The organism is Variovorax sp. CCNWLW186, from assembly GCF_037203865.1.
Lineage (GTDB): Bacteria > Pseudomonadota > Gammaproteobacteria > Burkholderiales > Burkholderiaceae_C > Variovorax.
The window spans coordinates 232,924-253,426 of record NZ_JBBCBO010000007.1 but is presented as its reverse complement, the minus strand read 5'-3'; the positions used below and the strand labels follow the sequence as shown (position 1 = coordinate 253,426).

The 20,503-nt window shown below is 66.3% G+C and carries 20 protein-coding genes; 18 read left to right on the top strand and 2 right to left on the bottom strand.

Annotation, left to right across the window (positions count from 1 at the left end):
• Positions 1–32: 32 nt before the first annotated feature.
• Entirely contained in the window at positions 33–1,061 is a 1,029-nt protein-coding gene (locus V9K97_RS11660) for an AraC family transcriptional regulator (RefSeq protein WP_337318137.1), read from the bottom strand.
• Between the two features lie 140 nt (positions 1,062–1,201).
• Between V9K97_RS11660 and V9K97_RS11655 the strand changes: the two genes are divergently transcribed.
• The 6 genes from V9K97_RS11655 (at position 1,202) to V9K97_RS11630 (ending at position 9,648) form a co-directional block, all read left to right on the top strand.
• The gene (locus tag V9K97_RS11655) at positions 1,202–2,374 is read left to right on the top strand and encodes an isovaleryl-CoA dehydrogenase (RefSeq protein WP_157616060.1); all 1,173 of its coding nucleotides are present in this window, start codon (positions 1,202–1,204) and stop codon (positions 2,372–2,374) included.
• A 151-nt stretch (positions 2,375–2,525) separates the two neighbouring features.
• Positions 2,526–4,208 (top strand): AMP-binding protein, encoded by a 1,683-nt coding sequence (locus V9K97_RS11650; RefSeq protein WP_337318135.1) that lies wholly within the window; start codon positions 2,526–2,528, stop codon positions 4,206–4,208.
• Positions 4,205–5,830, top strand: a complete 1,626-nt coding sequence (locus tag V9K97_RS11645) for a carboxyl transferase domain-containing protein (RefSeq protein ID WP_337318134.1) — start codon at positions 4,205–4,207, stop codon at positions 5,828–5,830. Before V9K97_RS11650 ends, V9K97_RS11645 begins: the two co-directional genes overlap by 4 nt.
• 349 nt (positions 5,831–6,179) lie before the next feature.
• Positions 6,180–6,971 carry an enoyl-CoA hydratase/isomerase family protein gene (locus V9K97_RS11640; RefSeq protein ID WP_337318132.1) on the top strand — a complete coding sequence of 264 codons (792 nt, stop codon included), beginning with the start codon at positions 6,180–6,182 and terminating at the stop codon, positions 6,969–6,971.
• Between the two features lie 9 nt (positions 6,972–6,980).
• Positions 6,981–7,652: a DUF4126 domain-containing protein gene (locus tag V9K97_RS11635; RefSeq protein ID WP_337318130.1), complete on the top strand. Its 672-nt coding sequence runs from the start codon at positions 6,981–6,983 to the stop codon at positions 7,650–7,652.
• Entirely contained in the window at positions 7,645–9,648 is a 2,004-nt protein-coding gene (locus V9K97_RS11630; RefSeq protein WP_337318128.1) for an acetyl/propionyl/methylcrotonyl-CoA carboxylase subunit alpha, read from the top strand. Before V9K97_RS11635 ends, V9K97_RS11630 begins: the two co-directional genes overlap by 8 nt.
• Position 9,649: 1 nt before the next feature.
• Here the strand turns inward: V9K97_RS11630 and V9K97_RS11625 are convergent, their stop codons facing one another.
• On the bottom strand, positions 9,650–9,964 hold the full coding sequence (locus V9K97_RS11625; RefSeq protein ID WP_337318126.1) for an EthD family reductase: 315 nt from the start codon (positions 9,962–9,964) through the stop codon (positions 9,650–9,652).
• A 159-nt stretch (positions 9,965–10,123) separates the two neighbouring features.
• On the opposite strand from V9K97_RS11625, the gene V9K97_RS11620 reads away from it, so the two are divergent.
• From V9K97_RS11620 to V9K97_RS11565, 12 genes are all read left to right on the top strand, one after another.
• Positions 10,124–11,044, top strand: a complete 921-nt coding sequence (locus V9K97_RS11620) for a 2-hydroxyacid dehydrogenase (RefSeq protein ID WP_337318124.1) — start codon at positions 10,124–10,126, stop codon at positions 11,042–11,044.
• A gap of 105 nt (positions 11,045–11,149) precedes the next feature.
• Entirely contained in the window at positions 11,150–11,887 is a 738-nt protein-coding gene (locus V9K97_RS11615) for an IclR family transcriptional regulator (protein ID WP_337318122.1), read from the top strand.
• Positions 11,888–11,894: 7 nt separating this feature from the next.
• A complete protein-coding gene (locus V9K97_RS11610; protein WP_028259574.1) occupies positions 11,895–12,278 on the top strand; it encodes a cupin domain-containing protein in 384 nt (127 codons plus the stop codon).
• Between the two features lie 26 nt (positions 12,279–12,304).
• The gene (locus tag V9K97_RS11605) at positions 12,305–13,318 is read left to right on the top strand and encodes a Bug family tripartite tricarboxylate transporter substrate binding protein (protein ID WP_337318120.1); all 1,014 of its coding nucleotides are present in this window, start codon (positions 12,305–12,307) and stop codon (positions 13,316–13,318) included.
• A 136-nt stretch (positions 13,319–13,454) separates the two neighbouring features.
• Complete coding sequence (locus V9K97_RS11600) at positions 13,455–14,678, top strand: CaiB/BaiF CoA transferase family protein (RefSeq protein WP_337318118.1); 1,224 nt, start codon at positions 13,455–13,457, stop codon at positions 14,676–14,678.
• On the top strand, positions 14,675–15,844 hold the full coding sequence (locus V9K97_RS11595; protein WP_337318116.1) for an acyl-CoA dehydrogenase family protein: 1,170 nt from the start codon (positions 14,675–14,677) through the stop codon (positions 15,842–15,844). Before V9K97_RS11600 ends, V9K97_RS11595 begins: the two co-directional genes overlap by 4 nt.
• A gap of 13 nt (positions 15,845–15,857) precedes the next feature.
• Entirely contained in the window at positions 15,858–16,151 is a 294-nt protein-coding gene (locus V9K97_RS11590) for an acylphosphatase (protein ID WP_337318114.1), read from the top strand.
• Between the two features lie 139 nt (positions 16,152–16,290).
• Entirely contained in the window at positions 16,291–17,211 is a 921-nt protein-coding gene (locus tag V9K97_RS11585; protein WP_337318112.1) for a hydroxymethylglutaryl-CoA lyase, read from the top strand.
• Positions 17,212–17,242: 31 nt separating this feature from the next.
• Positions 17,243–17,731, top strand: a complete 489-nt coding sequence (locus tag V9K97_RS11580) for a YbaK/EbsC family protein (RefSeq protein WP_258502472.1) — start codon at positions 17,243–17,245, stop codon at positions 17,729–17,731.
• Positions 17,728–17,994, top strand: a complete 267-nt coding sequence (locus tag V9K97_RS11575; protein WP_258502471.1) for a DUF1289 domain-containing protein — start codon at positions 17,728–17,730, stop codon at positions 17,992–17,994. Before V9K97_RS11580 ends, V9K97_RS11575 begins: the two co-directional genes overlap by 4 nt.
• Entirely contained in the window at positions 17,991–18,635 is a 645-nt protein-coding gene (locus tag V9K97_RS11570) for a 2-hydroxychromene-2-carboxylate isomerase (RefSeq protein WP_337318109.1), read from the top strand. The genes V9K97_RS11575 and V9K97_RS11570 overlap by 4 nt, the downstream gene beginning before the upstream one ends.
• Before the next feature lie 169 nt (positions 18,636–18,804).
• Entirely contained in the window at positions 18,805–20,499 is a 1,695-nt protein-coding gene (locus V9K97_RS11565) for an MFS transporter (protein ID WP_258502469.1), read from the top strand.
• The last annotated feature ends 4 nt before the right edge of the window (positions 20,500–20,503 follow it).

The following is a 20,503-nucleotide window of genomic DNA, read 5'->3' as shown; positions in this document are numbered from 1 at the left end:
CACAACACCCCCCGAACAGCAGCAAAAACAAACTACAGCCCCAGCGCCCGAAAGTCACGCGGCGCGTGCCCGGTCCATTGCAGGAACGCGCGCGAAAAACTCTTCTCGTTGCGAAACCCCACCGCCAGCGCCACCTGCTTGATCGGCCGATTGGTTCGGCGCAGCTGCTCCACCGCCATCTCATGGCGCACTTCGTTCTTCAGCACCTGCAGCGATGTGCCTTCTTCGTGCAGCTGCCGGTGCAGCGTGCGGCCCGACACATTGAGCAGCGTGGCCAGCGCCTCCGCCGTGGTGGCCTCGCCGGCGCGCGAACGCAGCAACTCTCGCACCCGCTGCCCCAGCAAGCGGTCGCGGCGGTACTGCAGGATGGTCAGTGGCAGCGCGCGCTTGAGCATGGCGCGCAACGCCCGTTCGTCGCGCTGCAGGGGCAGGGCGAGGTAGCGCTCGTCGAAGCTGATCGTGGCCTGCGGCGCGTCGAAGCGCACCTCGGGCGTGAACATTGGCGCGTAGGCATCGCGGTGCGGCGGGGCTGCGAACGGAAAGGTCGCGTTGCGCAGCGAAATGCGCGAGTCGATGGCCCAGCACATGTAGCCGTGCATGAAGCGCAGGCTGGTCACCAGGCAGAACTCGCGGAAGGCCTCGTCGAGGGAGCGGTTCTCGGTGATGCGCAGCGTGGCCACGCCGCCCGCCACCTCGAGCGCGAGGCCGATGTCTTCGGTCAGCAGCCGGTGGTGGCGGCACCAGCGCTTGATGGCCACGCCCAGGTCGGGCGAACTCAGCGATGCGCGGCACAGCATGCCGTAGCTGCCCCAGGGCAGGCGCCGCGAGAACCAGCCCAGCGCCTCGTCGTCCAGCTCCTGCATGGCGTGTTCCGAGAGTGCCTCGAACTGCGCCGCCGTGACGCGTGCGCCCGGCCGCGCCAGTTCGCGCGGCGTGATCTGTGCCGCTTTCAAGGCCTCGGCCTGGTCGACGCCGTAGCGTTCATAGCCCTTCACAATGGCTCTCACAAAGGCCATGGGGGTGACCGCTCGGGCGGGCTTCAGGAAGGCGGGCGAGGTCATGAGTCAGCGAGGCGTGCGTGGCGCAATTTGCAACCATTGTGGCGCCAATTGCGGCGCGGCGAGGCGTAAGCTGCGTTTCTTCCAAGCGCCAATCCGCGTGGGTAGCTCTGCGCGCCGACCCCTCAGAGGAGACAACACACATGCACGATCCCGGCCTGAACTTCGACCTGGGCGAGGACATCGACTCGCTGCGCAGCGCCATCCAGGACTTTGCCGCGAACGAAATCGCGCCGCGCGCCGCCGACATCGACCGCGACAACCTGTTTCCGCACGACCTGTGGCAAAAGCTCGGCGAACTCGGCCTGCACGGCATGACCGTGAAGGAAGAGTTCGGCGGCACCGAGCTGGGCTACCTGGCACACATCGTGGCCATGGAAGAAGTCTCGCGCGCCTCCGCTTCGGTGGGCCTCTCTTACGGCGCGCACTCCAACCTGTGCGTGAACCAGATCCACCGCAACGGCAGCGACGCGCAGAAGAAAAAGTACCTGCCCAAGCTCGTGAGCGGCGAGCATGTGGGCGCGCTGGCCATGAGCGAGCCCAACGCCGGCTCCGACGTGGTGAGCATGAAGCTCAAGGCCGAGAAGAAGAACGGCTACTACGTGCTGAACGGCGGCAAGATGTGGATCACCAACGGCGGCGACGCCGACACGCTGGTGATCTATGCCAAGACCGAACCCGAAATGGGCGCACGCGGCATGACGGCCTTCATCGTCGAGAAAAGCTTCAAGGGCTTTTCGGCCGGCAGCAAGCTCGACAAGCTCGGCATGCGCGGCTCGAACACCTACCCGCTGTTTTTCGACAACTGCGAAGTGCCGGAAGAGAACGTGCTCGGCGGCGAAGGCATGGGCGCCAAGGTGCTGATGAGCGGCCTCGACTACGAACGCGCCGTGCTCTCGGGCGGCCCGCTGGGCATCATGGCCGCGTGCATGGACGCGGTGCTGCCCTTCATTCACGAGCGAAAGCAGTTCGGCCAGAGCATCGGCGAGTTCCAGCTCATGCAGGGCAAGCTGGCGGACATGTACTCGACCTGGCAGGCCACGCGTGCTTATGTGTACGCCGTGGGCAAGGCCTGCGACCGCAACGACCATGCGCGCACATTCCGCAAGGACGCGGCCGGCGCCATTCTTTATTCGGCCGAGAAGGCGACATGGATGGCCGGAGAGGCGATCCAGGCACTCGGCGGCGTGGGCTACACCAAGGAATTTCCGGTCGAGCGGCTGTGGCGCGATGCGAAGCTGTATGAGATTGGTGCGGGGACGAGTGAGATTCGCCGGATGCTGATCGGGCGTGAGCTGTTCGCGGAAACCGCCTAGGATGTTTTTCTCCCTCCCCCTCTGGGGGAGGGCAGGGGTGGGGGCAAGCGGCGTTCGATGAAGCACTGCACCGAACAAGCGCCGCTCGCCCCCATCCCAACCTTCCCCCAGAGGGGGAAGGAGCAAGGCAAAACGGAGACAAAGAAGGACAATGAGCATGACTGCTGCGCTGACCGAGAGTTACGGCAAGGGCGCCACCGACGTCCCCCTCATCGAACAAACCATCGGCGACTTCTTCGACGACATGGTCGAAAAGCAGCCCGATCGCGAAGCCCTCATCAGCCGCCACGAAGGCAAGCGCTTCACCTACCGCGAGCTGCAGGCTGAATCCAACAAGCTGGCTAGCGCGCTGCTGAACCTGGGCCTCGCCGCAGGCGACCGCATCGGCATCTGGTCGCACAACAACGCGCCCTGGGTGCTGATGCAGATCGCCACCGCCAAGGCCGGCCTCATCCTCGTCAACATCAACCCGGCCTACCGCACTTCGGAGCTCGAATACGCGCTCAACAAGGTCGGCTGCAAGGTGCTGGTGACGATGGCGCGTTTCAAGACCAGCGACTACCTAGGCATGCTGCGCGAGCTGGGCCCCAAGCGCCTGCCGCAGCTGCAGCACACCTTCTGGATCGACGGCAACGCGGCCGCCGATGTGGAAGAGCCCGGCATGCGGCGCTTCAGCCAGCTGCTTGCGAGCGGCAATTCAGCCGACCCGCGCGTGGCAGAGGTGCAGAAGACGCTCAAGGCCACCGACCCGATCAACATCCAGTTCACCAGCGGCACCACGGGCTTTCCGAAGGGCGCAACGCTCACGCACCGCAACATCCTGAACAACGGGTTCTTCATCGGCGAGTGCATGAAGCTATCGCCCGCCGACAAGCTGTGCATCCCGGTGCCGCTGTATCACTGCTTCGGCATGGTGCTCGGCAACCTGGCCTGCCTCACGCACGGCTCGGCCATCGTGTACCCGAACGACGGCTTCGATCCGCTCACGGTGCTCGAAACCGTGCAGGCCGAGAAGTGCACCGGGCTGCACGGCGTGCCCACGATGTTCATTGCCGAGCTCGACCATCCGCGCTTCAAGGAGTTCGACCTTTCGACGCTGCGCACCGGCATCATGGCCGGCTCGCCGTGCCCCATCGAGGTGATGAAGCGCGTGGTGAACGAAATGCACCTGAGCGAAATCACCATTGCCTACGGCATGACCGAGACCAGCCCGGTGAGCTGCCAGAGCAGCACCGACACGCCGCTGGACAAGCGCGTGTCGACCGTGGGCACCGTGCAGCCGCACATCGAGGTGAAGATCGTCGACCCCGAGACCGGCGCCATCGTGCCGGCCGGCCAGTCGGGCGAGCTGTGCACGCGCGGCTACTCGGTGATGCACGGCTACTGGGAAGACGAGCCCAAGACCCGCGAGGCCATCGACGCCGAGCACTGGATGCACACCGGTGACCTGGCCACCATGGATGCCGAGGGCTACGTCAACATCGTCGGCCGCATCAAGGACCTGGTGATCCGCGGCGGCGAGAACATCTACCCGCGCGAGATCGAGGAGTTTCTGTACCGCCACCCCAAGGTGCAGGACGTGCAGGTGGTCGGCCTGCCCGACAGGAAGTACGGCGAGGAGCTCTGCGCCTGGATCATCGTCAAGCCCGGCCAAAGCGCGACCGATACCGAGATACGCGATTTCTGCAAGGGCCAGATCGCGCACTACAAGGTGCCGAAGTACATCCAGTTCGTCTCCGAGTTTCCGATGACGGTGACCGGCAAGATCCAGAAATTCAAGATCCGCGAAGCCATGACCGAGCAGCTCGGTCTCACGCAAGAAAAGACAGCATGAGCAAACTCGAAACCAAACTGAATGCGCGTTCCGCCGACTTCCAGGCCAACGCCGCGGCGATGCGCGCGCTGGTCGACGACCTGCACAAGCAGTTCGCAAAAGTGGAGCAGGGCGGCGGCGAGGCCGCGCGCGCCAAGCACACGGCACGCGGCAAGCTGCTGCCGCGCGACCGCGTGGCCGAGCTGCTCGACCCGGGCACGCCGTTCCTTGAAATCGCACCGCTCGCCGCGCACGCGATGTACCTCGACGCCAAGGGAGCCGAATCGGCACCCGGCGCCGGCCTCATCGCGGGCATCGGTCGCGTGAACGGTGTCGACTGCATGATCGTCTGCAACGACGCCACGGTGAAGGGCGGCACCTACTACCCGATGACGGTGAAGAAGCACTTGCGTGCGCAGGAGATCGCCGAGCAGAACCGCCTGCCCTGCATCTACCTAGTCGACTCGGGCGGCGCCAACCTGCCGAACCAGGACGAGGTGTTTCCGGACCGCGACCACTTCGGCCGCATCTTCTACAACCAGGCCAACATGAGCGCCCAGGGCATTCCGCAGATCGCGGTGGTCATGGGCTCGTGCACGGCCGGTGGGGCCTACGTGCCGGCGATGAGCGACGAGTCGATCATCGTGAAGAACCAGGGCACCATTTTCCTGGGCGGCCCGCCGCTCGTGAAGGCAGCCACGGGCGAGGTCGTCACAGCCGAAGACCTGGGCGGAGGCGATGTGCACACGCGGCTGTCAGGTGTGGTCGACCACCTGGCGCAGAACGACCTGCACGCGCTGGCGCTTGCGCGTTCGGCGGTGGCCAATCTCAACGCGAAGACGGCCACAGAAGGCGCCGAGAAGGCCGCCGTACGCGAACCCGCGTTCCCGCGCGAAGAGCTCTACGGCGTGATCCACACCGACACCCGCAAGCCCTTCGACGTGCGCGAGATCATCGCGCGCATCGTCGACGGCAGCGAGTTCCACGAGTTCAAGGCCCGCTTCGGCGCCACGCTGGTGTGCGGGTTTGCGGAGATCGAGGGCATGCCCGTGGGCATCATCGCGAACAACGGCATCCTGTTCAGCGAGTCGGCGCAAAAGGGCGCGCACTTCATCGAGCTCTGCTGCCACCGCAAGATTCCACTGGTGTTCTTGCAGAACATCACCGGCTTCATGGTGGGCCGCAAATACGAGAACGAAGGCATTGCGCGCCATGGCGCCAAGATGGTGACGGCGGTGGCTACGGCCAACGTGCCCAAGTTCACCATCATCATCGGCGGCAGTTTTGGCGCCGGCAACTACGGCATGTGCGGCCGCGCCTACAGCCCGCGCTTTCTCTGGATGTGGCCCAACGCGCGCATCAGCGTAATGGGCGGCGAGCAGGCCGCGAGCGTGCTGGCCACGGTGAAGCGCGACGGCATCGAACTCAAGGGCGGCAGCTGGAGCAAGGAAGAGGAAGAAGCCTTCAAGGCGCCGATTCGCCAGCAGTACGAAGACCAGGGCCACCCGTACTACGCAACAGCGCGGCTGTGGGACGACGGAATCATCGATCCGGCGGATACGCGGCGGGTGCTGGCTTTGGGTCTTGCTGCTGCACGCAACGCGCCCATTCCAGAGCCGAAGTTCGGTATCTTCCGGATGTAGTCATGGCACGGCTTTCTTTCGCTTCGGGTGGATATCGGCGTCGCGTTTCGGGGGGCGCACCCGCCGACGGGGTACCTTTCTCCGCGAATGTCCCCCGGCCTGCGGCCTCCTCCTTTATTTCGCTGCGCAAGGCACCCCGCCAGCGGGTGCGATGCACAGAGCCGTGGTTGATCAGCGGAACACCAGCAGCGTGTCCCAGTGCACAGGGCATCGGGTGCTCCGCGCAGCGAAATAAAGGAGGAGGGGCGCAGCCCCGGGGGACATTCGCGGAGGGGAGTACCCGGTGGTCTGTGCACACGCCCCGAACAAATGCCTTGAACAAACGCGCACCACGCCACGGATCACATAAATGACCTTCACCAAACTGAAACTGGAAGTCCAGGACACAGTAGCGCGCATCTGGCTGGACCAGCCCGACGCACGCAACGCCTTCGACGACATCGTCATCGCCGAGCTGACCCAGGCCTTCACCGAAGCCGGCGCCCAGTCGCAAGTCAAGGCCATCGTGCTCGGCGCCAACGGCCCGGCCTTCTGCGCCGGAGCGAATCTCAACTGGATGCGCCGCATGGCCGACTACACCCGCGACGAGAACATCGCCGATGCGGGCAAGCTGGCCACCATGCTGCGCACCATTGCCGAATGCCCCAAGCCGACCATCGCGCGCGTGCAGGGCGATGTGTACGCCGGTGGCATGGGGCTGGTGGCCGCCTGCGACATGGCGGTGAGTGTCGATACAGCCTGGTACTGCCTGAGCGAAGTGAAGATCGGTCTTGTGCCGGCAACCATCAGCCCCTATGTGCTGCGCGCCATGGGCACACGCGCTTCGCAGCGCTACTTTCTTACGGCGGAGCGCTTCACCGCCGCGGAGGCGCATCGCATCGGCTTCGTGCATGAAGTAGTTGCTGGCGCCGATGCGCTCGATGCCAAGGTCGATGAACTGGTGAAGGCGCTCACCAGTGCCAGCCCCGCCGCGGTGCGTTCCTGCAAGCAGCTGATTGCCGACGTGGACGGACGCGAGATCGACGATGCGCTGATCGCCAAGACGGTCGAGAGCATCGCCGACATCCGCGCGAGCGACGAAGGCCGCGAAGGCGTGCAGGCCTTCCTGCAGAAACGCAAGCCGTCCTGGCTCGGCCGCTGAGTGCACGCCATGAACGCGCTCGACATGCCCCAACTGCTTGCCCTGGCTGCGGCAGTCGGCTGGGCCAGCGGCGTGCGGCTGTACCTGGTCGTGCTGCTCACGGGGTTGGCCGGCTACTTCGGCTGGGTGCCTCTGCCCGGCGGGCTGCAGATGCTCTCGCATCCGGTCGTCATTGCGGCGAGCGGTTTCATGGTGTTCATCGAGTTCTTCGCCGACAAGATTCCCGGCCTCGATTCGCTCTGGGACGTGGTGCACACCGCCATCCGCATTCCGGCCGGCGCGGCGCTCGCGGCCAGCGTGTTCGGCGCCGACCATGGCGTGATGGCCGTGGTCGCGGCGCTGCTCGGCGGCGGCTTTGCGGCCACCGCGCATGCCGCCAAGGCCACCACGCGCGCGGCCATCAACACGTCACCCGAGCCGTTCTCTAACGTAGGCGCTTCGCTGGTCGAAGACAGCATGGTGCCCGCCGGCTTGTGGCTGGCGGTGGCGCATCCGCTGGTCTTCCTGGTGCTTTTTGTGCTGGTGCTTGTGCTCAGCGTGTGGCTCATTCGCAAGAGCTGGCGCTTTCTGAGGGCATTGTTCAGCCGCGTGGCGCGCATCTTCAGCGGCCGACCCGATCCGGGCGTCGTGCCTGCATTTCAACTGAAAAAGAATCCTCCGGGAGACACTCCGAATGTTTAAGAAGATCCTGATCGCCAATCGCGGTGAAATTGCATGCCGAGTGGCAGCGACTGCCCGCCGCATGGCGATCCGCACCGTGGCCGTGTACTCCGACGCCGACGCGCATGCCAACCACGTGCGCGCCTGCGACGAGTCGGTGCACCTGGGCGGCAGCGCACCGAAAGACAGCTACCTGCGCTGGCAGAAGATCCTCGAAGCCGCCAAGGCCACGGGTGCCGAAGCGGTGCATCCGGGCTACGGCTTTTTGAGCGAGAACGAGGAGTTCGCACAGGCTTGCGCGGACGCAGGGCTCGTCTTCATCGGCCCGCCGCCCTCGGCGATCAAGGCCATGGGCCTGAAGGCCGAGTCGAAGCAGTTGATGGAGAAAGCCGGCGTGCCGCTGGTGCCCGGCTACCACGGCCACGACCAGGACCCGGCGCTGCTGCAGCGCGAGGCCGACCGCATCGGCTACCCGGTGCTCATCAAGGCGAGCGCGGGCGGCGGCGGCAAGGGCATGCGCGCGGTCGACAAGGCGGAAGACTTTGCGGCGGCGCTCGCTTCGTGCCAGCGCGAGGCGATCAACAGCTTTGGCGACAATGCGGTGCTGATCGAAAAGTACGTGCAACGCCCGCGCCACATCGAGATCCAGGTGTTCGGCGACACCCTCGGCAACTACGTCTACCTGTTCGAGCGTGATTGCTCGGTGCAGCGCCGGCACCAGAAGGTGCTCGAGGAAGCGCCCGCCCCCGGCATGACTGAAGCCATGCGCAAGCAGATGGGCGAGGCCGCCGTGGCTGCGGCGCGCGCCGTCAGCTACGTAGGCGCTGGCACCGTCGAATTCATCGTCGAGCAGCGCGAAGGCGGCGAGATGAACTTCTTCTTTATGGAGATGAACACGCGCCTGCAGGTGGAGCACCCGGTGACCGAAGCCATCACGGGCCTCGATCTGGTGGAGTGGCAGCTGCGCGTTGCCTCGGGCGAGCCGCTGCCCGCAAAGCAGGCGGAGCTGCAGATTCACGGCCACGCCATCGAGGCGCGCATCTGCGCCGAGAACCCCGACAACAACTTCCTGCCCGCCACAGGCACATTGCGCGTGTACCGCAAGCCGCAAGCCACGGCTTTCCAGCGCAGCCGCGTGCGCATCGACGACGGCGTGCGCGAGGGCGGCGAGATATCGCCGTTCTACGACTCGATGATTGCCAAGCTCATCGTGCACGGCAGCACGCGCGACGAAGCGCTGGCGCGGCTCGATGCGGCGCTGGCGCAGGTGCAGATCGTCGGCGTTTCGACCAATGTGCAGTTCCTGCGCGGCATTCTCGCGACCGAATCGTTCTCGAAGGCCAATCTGGACACCGCGCTGATCGAGCGCGAGCGCGCCGTGCTGTTCGACCGCGAGGCACTGGGGCTGCCGCTGGCCGCCGCCGCCGCCATTACGCGCGCACTGATCGTTGAGCGTCCGGTTGGCGCACCCGACCCGTTCGAGCGGCGCGACGGCTGGCGCGCGATGGGCGAGTATCGGCGCCACTTCGACTTCGAGTTTCGCGGCGCCGAGCAGACGGCCCTGCTGACCTACAAGCGCGACGGCAGCTTGTGGCTCGAAGCCGGCGGCGTGCAAGGCCCGCTGGTCGTGGGCCAGTTCCCGACGGGCGAGTTCGAAGTGGAGTTCGCGGGTTCGCGCCAGACGCTCGACGTGCATCTGGACGGCGCGACGGCCCACGTCTTCGCATCGAAGGGCGCGACGAAGATCACGGCCATCGACCGACTGGCCCATGCCGGCGACACCCAGGCCGAAGGCGGCCGGCTCACTGCGCCGATGCCCGGCAAGGTCGTGTCGTTCGCGGTCAAGGCCGGCGACAAGGTCAGCCGCGGCCAGCCTCTGGCGGTGATGGAGGCCATGAAGATGGAGCACACCATCGCAGCGCCGGCCGACGGCACCGTGGAAGAGCTGATGTTCTCGCCCGGCGAGCAGGTGGCCGAGGGCGAGGAATTGCTGCGGATGGCCGCGGCAGCGGCCTGAGTCAGCCCACCACCACTTCGCTGATCTGCATCACGGGCGCAATGTCCGTGTAGTTCCTGATGTCGCCGAGGATTTCCTTGGCGTGCGGGCCGAAGGCCGCCTGAAAGGCTTCGGTCGATTCGCAGAACACATGGCACATGCCGACATAGGTCGGCGGCGTGCCGGGCGCGCCGCCGGCGAGGCCCTTGTCGATGGTGTACGCCTTGCAGGCGTCTCCCATGCGGGCCTTCAGAAGCGGCATGTGCGTGTCGCGGTAGTAGGCGTGGTCGAACCGGGCGCCCTCGGTGTAGGGGTACATCACGCTGACTTTGATCATTGCTTCGGTCTCCTGGTGTTTCGATGTCTCGGTGGTCGCGCACCAGCATAGAAGAAGGCCCGGGGCGCTACAAGCGGCCATTGGTCATGGGCCCGGGCAGGCCGCGGCGTGGCCCGGCCCCTCCAGCAACCGGTCTGATGGCCCCTCTAAGATTGAGCCATGAAAATCATCGTCTCTCTCACCGACAACCGCCCCGAACCGTGGATCGAAGGGCTCAAGGCCGAGTTGCCTGAAGCGCAGATCGAGACCTGGCAGTCGGGTGCCGCCCAGGCCGACCATGCCGTGGTGTGGGCGCCGCCGCAGCAGTTGCTCGACGAGCAGCCGCAGCTGCGCGGCCTGTTCAACATCGGCGCGGGCGTGGATGCGCTGCTCAAGTTGAAAGTGCCGCCGCAGACGCGCATCGTGCGGCTCGACGATGCCGGTATGTCGGTGCAGATGGCCGAGTACGTGTGCCACACGCTGATCCGGCACTTTCGCGAATTCGACGTGTATGAAGCCGATGCGCGCGAAGGGCGCTGGAGCTACCGCAAGCCGCGGCTGCGGCGCGACTTTCCGGTCGGCATCATGGGTCTGGGCGTGCTGGGTGAAAGGGTTGCCAAGGCCGTGGCGCAGTTCGAGTTTCCGGTGCTGGGCTGGAGCCGTTCGCCCAAGGCGATCGACGGCGTGAAGGTGTTCAGCGGCGAGGCGCAGTTCGACGAGTTCCTGTCGTCCACGCGCGTGCTGGTCAACCTGCTGCCGCTGACCGATGCCACGCGCGGCATTCTCAACCGCAACACGCTCGGCAAGCTGCGGCCCGGCGGCTATCTCATCAGCATTGCGCGCGGCGCGCACCTGGTCGAAGACGACCTGATCCCGATGCTCGACGCGGGCCAGTTGGCGGGCGCCACGCTCGACGTGTTCCAGGTCGAGCCGCTGCCGGCCGACCACGCCTTCTGGCGCCATCCGAAGATCACTGTGACGCCGCACGGCTCGGCGCGCACGCTGCGCGAGGAGTCTATTGCCCAGATCGCCGGAAAGATCCGCGCGATGGAGCAGGGCCTGCCGGTCAGCGGCGTGGTCGATCCCGTTCGGGGCTACTGACCGACTGCGTTTCGCCCGCCAGAAGTGGCGGCAATCCGGCGAAAGGAGGGGCAGGCAGGGCAAACCCCGACGCGATTTGTTTTTCACATACGCGAAAATTCATTCATGGTTGTGAAAACTGCTTTTCGCGTGATCGAGATCGTCGAGCTCTTTGCCCGGGAGAAGCAGCCGCTGGCGCTGTCCGAAATGGCGCGTCTGCTCGAAATGCCCGTGTCCAGCTGCCTCGGGCTGATCCGCACGCTCGAAGAGCAGGGCTACATGTACGAAACCGGGCGGCGCCAGGGCTACTACCCGACCGGCCGGCTGCTCGCCATGGCGCAGATCATCGCGGCGCACGACCCGGTGCTCGACCGCGTGCGGCCCGCGCTCGAAGAGCTGCGCGACGGCGCGCGCGAAACCGTGCTGTTCGGCAAGTTCCGCGACCCGAGCACTGTCGTCTACCTGGAGGTGCTCAGTGCGCCTCAGAGCATTCGCTATTCCGCCGAGTCGGGCGAAACCCGCCCGGCCTATGCCAACTCGATGGGCCGCGCGCTGCTTTCCACGCTCGCGCCCGAGGCGCGCCGCAAGCTGCTCGAAGCGACCCGGTTGCTGCCGCTGACCGACGCCACGCTGACCACCGCCGAAGCCATCGAGCAGGAGCTCGAACGCTCGCCCGCACGCGGCTGGTACGGCAACCTGGGCGAAAGCATTCCCGATCTGGTCGGCCTTGCATGGCCGCTGCGCATCGGCGGCGAGGCCTACGCCATCTCTGTGGCGGGCCCGCGCTACCGGCTGGAGCCCCGCATCGACGACGTGGCCGCCATGCTGCGCTCGGCCTGCCTGGCCATCGAACACAAAGGCTGAAAAACCAATGACCTCCCCACGCTACTTCGTCCGCGAAAGCGAGATTGCCGGCTACCACCCGGCCAACCACACCGGCACGCTGAACAAGCGGCTCATCGGCCCCGAGACCGTGGGCGCGAAGCAGCTCGAGGTGCTGGTCGGCCACATCCAGAAGGGCAAGGGCGCGCTGCCCCATGCCCACCCCGGCATCGAACAGGTCTGCTACATGCTCGAAGGGCGGGCCGTGGCCGAAGTGGGCGGCCAGCGGCAAGAGCTGCACCCCGGCGACAGCTGCTTTTTTCCGGCCGACGCAATGCACACCTTCACGGTAGTGAGCGACGAGCCGGTGCGCGTGCTGGTCATCTACAGCCCGCCGTACGAGGAACTGCCGGAGCGCGTGATCCGGCCCTGACCGACAACAACCCGGAGACAGACAACATGCAGACGACGAAGAACGCGACAGAAACAGTCGCGGTGGCAAGCCGCCGCCGTTTCATTTCCATCGGTGCCGCCGCGGGCCTGGCCGGCGCGGCGCCGTGGGCCTTTGCGCAGGAGGGCTATCCGAAGCAGCCCATCAAGCTCATCGTGCCCTTTGCGGCCGGCAGCGGCACCGATGCGGTGGCGCGCATCACCGCGCAGATGCTGGGCGAGGCGCTGAAGACCTCGGTCATCGTCGACAACCGCGCGGGCGCCAACGGCGTGATCGCCGCCGAGTTCGTGGCCAAGGCGCCACCCGACGGCTACACGCTCTTCATGACCACCAACACCACGCACTCGGCGAACCCGAGCCTGATGAAGTCGCTGCCCTACGACCCGGTGAAGGACTTCGCACCCGTGAGCCGCATGGGCAACCTGCCGTTCATGCTGGTGGTGAACAACGACCTGCCGGTGAAGAGCGTGGCCGAGCTGCTGGCCTGGGGGCGGGCCCATCCAGGCAAGCTCACTTATGCAAGCGGCAACAGCACCGGCATCGTGAGCGGCGCCACGCTGTCGCGCATGAGCGGCGTGCCGATGCTGCACGTTCCCTACAAGAGCACGCCGCCGGCCATTGCCGACCTGATCGGCGGGCAGGTGTCGATGATGGTGGTCGACCTGGCCGCGGGGCTCGCCACGGTGAAGGCCGGGAAGATGCGCGCGATTGCGGTCACCACGCAGGAGCGCACCAAGCTCTTTCCCGAACTGCCGCCGCTGGCCGATACGCCCGAGCTCAAGGGCTTCGACATCACCTCGTGGAACGGCGTGTTCGCGCCTGCAGGTACGCCGCGCGACGTTGTGCTGAAGCTCAACAAGGCGCTGTCGGAGATGGCGAACGGCGCGGTGTTCCGGGAACGCGTCGCGAAGCTGGGCTTCGATGCGTTCGGCAGCACGCCTGAAGAGTTGGGTGCATTCACTGTGGCGGAACTGGCCAAGTGGAAGAAGCTGATTCAGGCCGCGGGTATTCAACCGGAATGAGCGTGCTGTTGAATTTCTCCCTCCCCTCCCGGGGGAGGGCAGGGGTGGGGGCACGCGGCGTATCCATCGGGCGCTCTGCCTGCCCTCATCCCAGCCTTCCCCCAGAGGGGGAAGGAGCCAATACCAACACCAAGACATGAACACCACGGGACCTCTAGACGGCATCCGCATCCTCGACCTCACGGCCGTGGTGATGGGCCCGTACGCCACGCAGACGCTCGGCGACCTGGGCGCGGACATCATCAAGGTCGAGCCGCCCTCAGGCGACAACCTGCGCGCGGTCGGTCCGATGCGCAATGCCGGCATGGGCGCGATGGCGCTGCACCTCAACCGCAACAAGCGCTCGATCGTGCTCGACCTCAAGCAGCCCGAAGGCCGCGAGGCCTGCCTGCGGCTCGCGGCCGGCTGCGATGCGCTCATCTACAACACGCGGTCGCAAGCGATGGCGCGGCTCGGGCTCGGCTACGAAGCGGTGGCCGCGGTCAACCCGAAGGTCGTCTACCTCGGCGCGTTCGGCTATGGCGAAGAAGGCCCGTATGCCGGCAAGCCCGCGTACGACGACCTGATCCAGGGCGCGGCCGGCGTTGCTTCGCTCTTTGCGCAGCAAAGCGGCGATGCGCCGCGCTATGCGCCCGTCACGCTGGCCGACCGTGCCGTGGGGCTGCAGGCTGCCATCGCGCTGCTGGCTGCCGTGCTGCATGCGCAGCGCACCGGCCAGGGCCAGGCGGTGGAAGTGCCGATGTTCGAGGCGCTTTCGCAGTTCGTGATGGGCGACCACCTCGGCGGCCACAGTTTCGAGCCGCCGCTCGGCCCCACCGGCTATGCGCGCCTGCTCGCGCCGCACCGCAAGCCCTACGCCACGGCCGATGGCTACCTGAGCGTGCTGATCTACAACGACAAGCATTGGCAGGCCTTCTTCGACGTGATCGGCCGACCCGAGCTGCGCGACTCGCCGATGTTCGGCACGCACACGGCGCGCGCCGCGAACATCGGCGCGGTGTACGCGTTCGTGGCCGAGGTGATGGCCACGCGCGGCAGCGACGAATGGATGGCGGTGCTGGAGGCGGCCGACATCCCGGTCGCGCGCCTGCACAGCACCGAGAGCCTGCTCGGCGACCCGCACCTGCGCGCGGTCGGTTTCTTTCCCGAGATCGATCATCCAAGCGAGGGCCGCATCCGCACGCTCGCGCCGGTCGGCCGTTACAGCGCCACGCCCGCGGCCATTCGGCGGCCCGCACCTCGCATCGGCGAACAGAGCGTCGAGCTGCTGCGCGAGGCGGGCTATGCAAGCGAAGAGATCGACCGGATGCTCGCGCGCGGCGTGACGCTGCAGCCGGAACCCACGAAGGACAGCGAATGAACTTTTCCCTGAACGAAGACCAGCGCTCGCTGGTGGCGGCCATCGAGCGGCTGTGCGAAGACTTTCCCGCCGACTACTGGCGCGACCACGACGATCGCGCGGTGTTCCCGCACGAGTTCCACCGCGCCGTGGCCGACAGCGGCTGGCTCGGCATCGCAATGCCCGAGGCGCAGGGCGGTGCGGGCCTGGGTATTACCGAAGCGGCGCTGATGATGCGCGCCATCAGCGCATCGGGCGCGGGCATGTCGGGCGCTTCTGCGGTGCACATGAACATCTTCGGCCTCAACCCGGTGGTGGTGTTCGGCAGCGAGGCGCAGCGCCAGCGCTTCTTGCCGCCGCTGATCGCCGGCACCGAGAAGGCCTGCTTCGCCGTGACCGAGCCCGACGCGGGGCTCGACACCACGAGCCTCAAGACACAGGCAGTGCGCCAGCCCAACGGCAGCTACCTGCTGCATGGCCGCAAGATCTGGATATCGACCGCGCAGGTGGCCGACCGCATGCTGATCCTCACGCGCACCACGCCGCTCGACCAGGTGAAAAAGCCCACGCAGGGCCTCACGCTGTTCTACACGCCGCTGGACCGCAGCAAGGTCGAGGTGCGCGAGATCCACAAGCTGGGGCGCGCGGCGGTGGACTCGAACATGCTCTTCATCGATGGGCTCCGGGTGCCCGAGGAAGACCGCATCGGCGAAGAAGGCCGCGGTTTCGAATACATCCTGCACGGGCTCAACCCCGAGCGCATCTTGATCGCGGCCGAAGCCATCGGCATCGGCCGCGCCGCACTACGCATCGCCTCGCAGTACGCGCAGGAGCGTGTCGTGTTCGGTCGACCCATCGGCCAGAACCAGGGCGTGGCGCATCCGCTCGCGCGCGCCTGGGCCAACCTTGAGGCCGCCGACCTGATGGTGTTCAAGGCCGCCACGCTGTACGACGCGGGCGAGCCCTGCGGCATCGAGGCCAATGCTGCCAAGTACCTGGCGGCCGAAGCGGCGCACGACGCCTGCCAGAACGCGGTTCTCACGCTCGGCGGCATGGGTTATGCGAAGGAATACCATGTCGAGCGCCTGCTGCGCGAGAGCTACATTCCGCGCATTGCGCCGGTGAGCCCGCAGATGATCTTGAACTTCATCGCGGAAAAGGCGCTCGGCCTGCCGAAGTCGTACTGATGTTGCCAATGCCATGAACCCACCCGCCGTGACCCGCCATCTCGTCGTCCGCGGCCTGGTGCAGGGCGTGAGCTATCGCTGGTCGATGGTGCAGGCCGCGCGGCGACTGGGCGTGCGCGGCTGGGTGCGCAACCGCCGCGACGGCAGCGTGGAGGCGCTGGCCTTTGGCTCGGCTGCCGCGGTCGATGCGCTCGTCGCCTGGGCCCGCAGCGGTCCGGACGGCGCACGCGTGGATGCTCTCGATGCGGTGGAGGCTCCCGCGCCCGCCGAGCCGCCGTCGGATTTCGTGCAGCGCGAAACTGTGTGAACAGACGCGCTGGCACGATCTGCAACGCCGCTGGCAGGCATTGCAACCCCAGGCGTAGGCGCGGCCGAGCACGCTGGGCACAGACGGCCGACAATCGGCGCACGCTTTTTCCTTTCTCCAGCGAACCCAGAGACACGCCATGAAACTCCCCGCCACGGTCAAGATCGTCGACGTCGGTCCGCGCGACGGACTGCAAAACGAGAAGCAGCCGGTCTCGGCTGAAGTCAAGATCGGGCTGGTGCATCGCCTGCAGGACGCCGGCCTGAAGGAGATCGAGGTCACCAGCTTCGTGAGCCCCAAGTGGGTGCCGCAGATGGCCGACAACGCCGAGGTGATGCACGGCATAAAGCGCAAGCCCGGCGTGCGCTATTCGGTGCTCACGCCCAACATGAAGGGCTTCGAGGCCGCCATTGCCGCGCCGCGCGAAGAGTGGCCCGACGAGATCGTGGTGTTCGGCGCCGCGAGCGAGGCCTTCAGCCAGAAGAACATCAACTGCTCCATTGCCGAGAGCATCGAGCGCTTCGCGCCCGTGGTGGCCGCTGCTCGCAAGAAGGGCATCGACGTGCGCGGCGCCATGTCGTGCACCGTCGGCTGCCCGTACGAAGGCGAGGTCGCGCCCGAGCGCGTGGGCATGCTGGCCAAGCTGATGAAGGACATCGGCGTGCAGCGCGTGGACGTGGCCGACACCATCGGCGTGGGCACGCCGGGCAAGGTGCGGGCCGCCATCGAGGCCACGCTGGCGCACTTCGGCGTGGACCACATCTCGGGCCACTTCCACGACACCTACGGCCAGGCGCTGGTCAACACGCTGGCCTCGCTGGAGCTGGGGGTCTGGAACTTCCAGTCGTCCTCCGCCGGCCTCGGCGGCTGTCCCTATGCCAAGGGCGCTACGGGCAACGTGGCGACCGAAGACGTGGTGTACATGCTGCACGGCATGGGCATCGAGACCGGCATCGACCTCGACAAGCTGATCGACGCGGGCGTGTACATCAGCGAGGCGCTGGGACGCGAGCCGAATTCGCGCGCGTCGAAGGCGATTCGCACGAAGAGGGCGGGATGATGAGCATCGACGAAAAGCGGAGAGGCAACTGATGTGCGGCGCTGAACTTCATTCGCTGCCCGAGGGCGTGCAGCGCGTTTCGCGTGTGCTGCAGGACGCGGGTCACCCCCATTTGCCGCGCATGCTCGACGACGCCTGCCGCACCGCGCAGCAGGCGGCCGACGCGCTCGGCATCCTGGTCGGGCAGATCGCCAAGAGCATCATCTTCCGTCGCAAGAGCGACGACGCGGCGGTGCTGGTGATTACCTCGGGTGACAAGCGTGTTGATGAGAAGAAGGTCGACGCACTCATCGGCAAGACCGGCCGCGCCGACGCCGAGTTCGTGAAGGCGCGCACCGGCTTCACCATCGGCGGCGTGTCGCCAGTGGGGCATGTGACGAAGCCGGTGGTTCTGATCGACCGCGAACTGTTCCGCTTCGAGGAGATATGGGCGGCCGCGGGTCATCCGCACGCGGTGTTCCAGCTGCGTCCGCATGACCTCGAGAAGCTCACCGGCGCGCCGGTGGCGGACGTGGTGTGAACTTCGACGCCGCGGAACTGCTGGCCGAGCGCGCCACCGCCGTACAGAGCTCGGCCGGCGATGCGCCTTCGCCCTGCACCTCCGTCTGCCGCATGGACCGCCAGAGCGGCTTTTGCGAAGGCTGCCTGCGCACCATTCCCGAGATTGCGGCCTGGAGCAAGATGGACGATGCCGCGCGGCGCGGCGTGTGGCGTGCCATAGAGTTGCGGGCGCGCGCCGGCATCTGGCGCATCCCCGAGGCATCTGGAGACAAGCACGCATGAAGCACATCGACTTTTACCTGGACTTCATTTCGCCTTATGCGCACCTTGCCTTCGAGCACCTGCCAGAGGCGCTCGAAGGCCTGAGCTACAGCGTGGCCTACAAGCCCGTGCTGCTCGGCGCATTGCTCAAGCACCACGGCCAGCTCGGCCCCGCGGAGATTCCAGCCAAGCGCGCCTGGACCTACCGGCATGTGCTCTGGCTCGGCCATGCGAACGGCATCCACATCGAGATGCCCGCATCGCATCCGTACAACCCGCTGCCGCACCTGCGGCTTGCGGTCGCGACTTCGGACGACGGCAGCATCAGCCGCCTGGTGGCCGAGACGATCTTTCGCAACGTGTGGCGCGGCGGAGAAGAGGCCGGCGATACCGCGCGCCTGGCCGCGCTGGCTGCGCAGCTGCAGCCCAAGCGCGACATGAACAGCGACGAGAGCAAGGCCCTCCTCAAGCGCAACACCGACGAAGCGCTGCAGGCCGGCGTGTTCGGCACGCCCGCCTATGCGGTCGACGGCCGACTGTTCTGGGGCTTCGACGGGCTTGCGATGCTGCGTGCCTACTTGGCCGGCGACACGTGGTTCGACGGGCCGCAATGGGCCGGTGCCGACCAGCGTCCATCCATGCTGCGCAGCAGCAAAAACTGATTGGTGGTTTCCCGATTTCTTACAACCTGAAACGAGCCCTGCGGGTTTCACCTTAATCCGTAAGCGTCGGTTCAGTTTCGCGAAAGGCTCGGGTCAGTCGCGCCTCCAAGAATGCCTCACGGTCCCGAATGCCGGGGCTGAACGAACGCATACACAGGAGACGACGCAAATGGCAGCAACACTGGATTCGAGGGGGATGCCGCATCCGGCCCCCCGGCCCATGTCCGCGGAGGAAAAGAAGGTCATCTTCGCTTCCTCCCTTGGCACGGTGTTCGAGTGGTACGACTTCTACCTTTACGGTTCGCTGGCAGCGATCATCGCGAAGCAGTTCTTCAGCGGCCTCGATGCGGGCGCCGCCTTCATCTTTGCGCTGCTGGCATTTGCCGCGGGCTTCCTGGTGCGGCCGTTCGGCGCCATCGTGTTCGGCCGCCTGGGCGACATGATCGGACGCAAGTACACCTTCCTGGTCACCATCCTGATCATGGGCCTGTCGACCTTCATCGTCGGCCTGCTGCCCAGCTACGCAACCATCGGCGTTGCCGCGCCGGTCATCCTGATTGCGCTGCGCATGCTGCAGGGCCTTGCGCTCGGCGGTGAGTACGGCGGTGCCGCCACCTACGTGGCCGAGCACTCGCCGCACGGCAAGCGCGGCGCCTACACCTCGTGGATCCAGACCACTGCAACGCTCGGCCTGTTCCTGAGCCTGCTGGTCATCCTGGGTGTGCGCACCTGGCTCGGCGAACAGGCGTTCGGCGACTGGGGCTGGCGCATTCCCTTCCTGGTGTCGATCGCACTGCTCGGCATCTCGGTGTGGATTCGCCTGTCGCTGAGCGAGTCGCCCGCCTTCCAGAAGATGAAGGCCGAGGGCAAGACCTCGAAGGCGCCGCTGTCCGAATCGTTCGGCCAGTGGAAGAACCTCAAGATCGTGATCCTGGCGCTCATCGGCCTGACCGCCGGCCAGGCCGTGGTCTGGTACACGGGCCAGTTCTACGCGCTGTTCTTCCTGACGCAGCAACTGAAGGTCGACGGCACCACCGCCAACCTGATGATCGCCGCCTCGCTGCTGCTGGGCACGCCGTTCTTCGTGGTGTTCGGCACGCTCTCGGACAAGATCGGCCGCAAGCCGATCATCATGGCGGGCTGCCTGCTGGCCGTGGTGACCTACTTCCCGGTCTTCAAGATGATCACGGAATATGCCAACCCCGACCTGGCCCGCGCGCAAGCGACCGCCGGCGTCACGGTGACGGCCGATCCGAAGTCGTGCTCGTTCCAGGGCAACCCGGTGGCACGCGAGATCGACTTCAGGAGCTCTTGCGACATTGCCAAGCGCTACCTGGTGCAGAACTCGGTGAGCTACGACAACGTCGAAGGCGCCCCGGGCTCCAAGGCCATCGTCAAGATCGGCAGCAAGACCATCGAAGCGCCGGTCGGCAACGTGGTCAACCTGAAGTTCGACGAATCGTCCGCCAAGGAAATCGCAGCCTTCAAGAAGGCCGTGGCCGACGACCTGAAGGTGGCGGGGTATCCGGCCAAGGCCGACCCCGCGAAGATGAACAAGCTGATGGTCGTGGCACTGCTGTTCTGGCTGGTGCTGCTGGTGACCATGGTGTACGGCCCCATTGCCGCCATGCTGGTCGAGCTGTTCCCCACGCGCATCCGCTACACCTCGATGAGCCTGCCGTACCACATCGGCAACGGCTGGTTCGGCGGCCTGCTGCCGACCACCGCCTTCGCGATCGTGGCGACCACCGGCAACATGTACAACGGCCTCTGGTACCCGATCATCATTGCGGCAATGACGCTGGTGGTGGGCATGCTCTTCATCCGCGAGACGAAGGACGTGGACATCTACGCGAACGACTGACGCG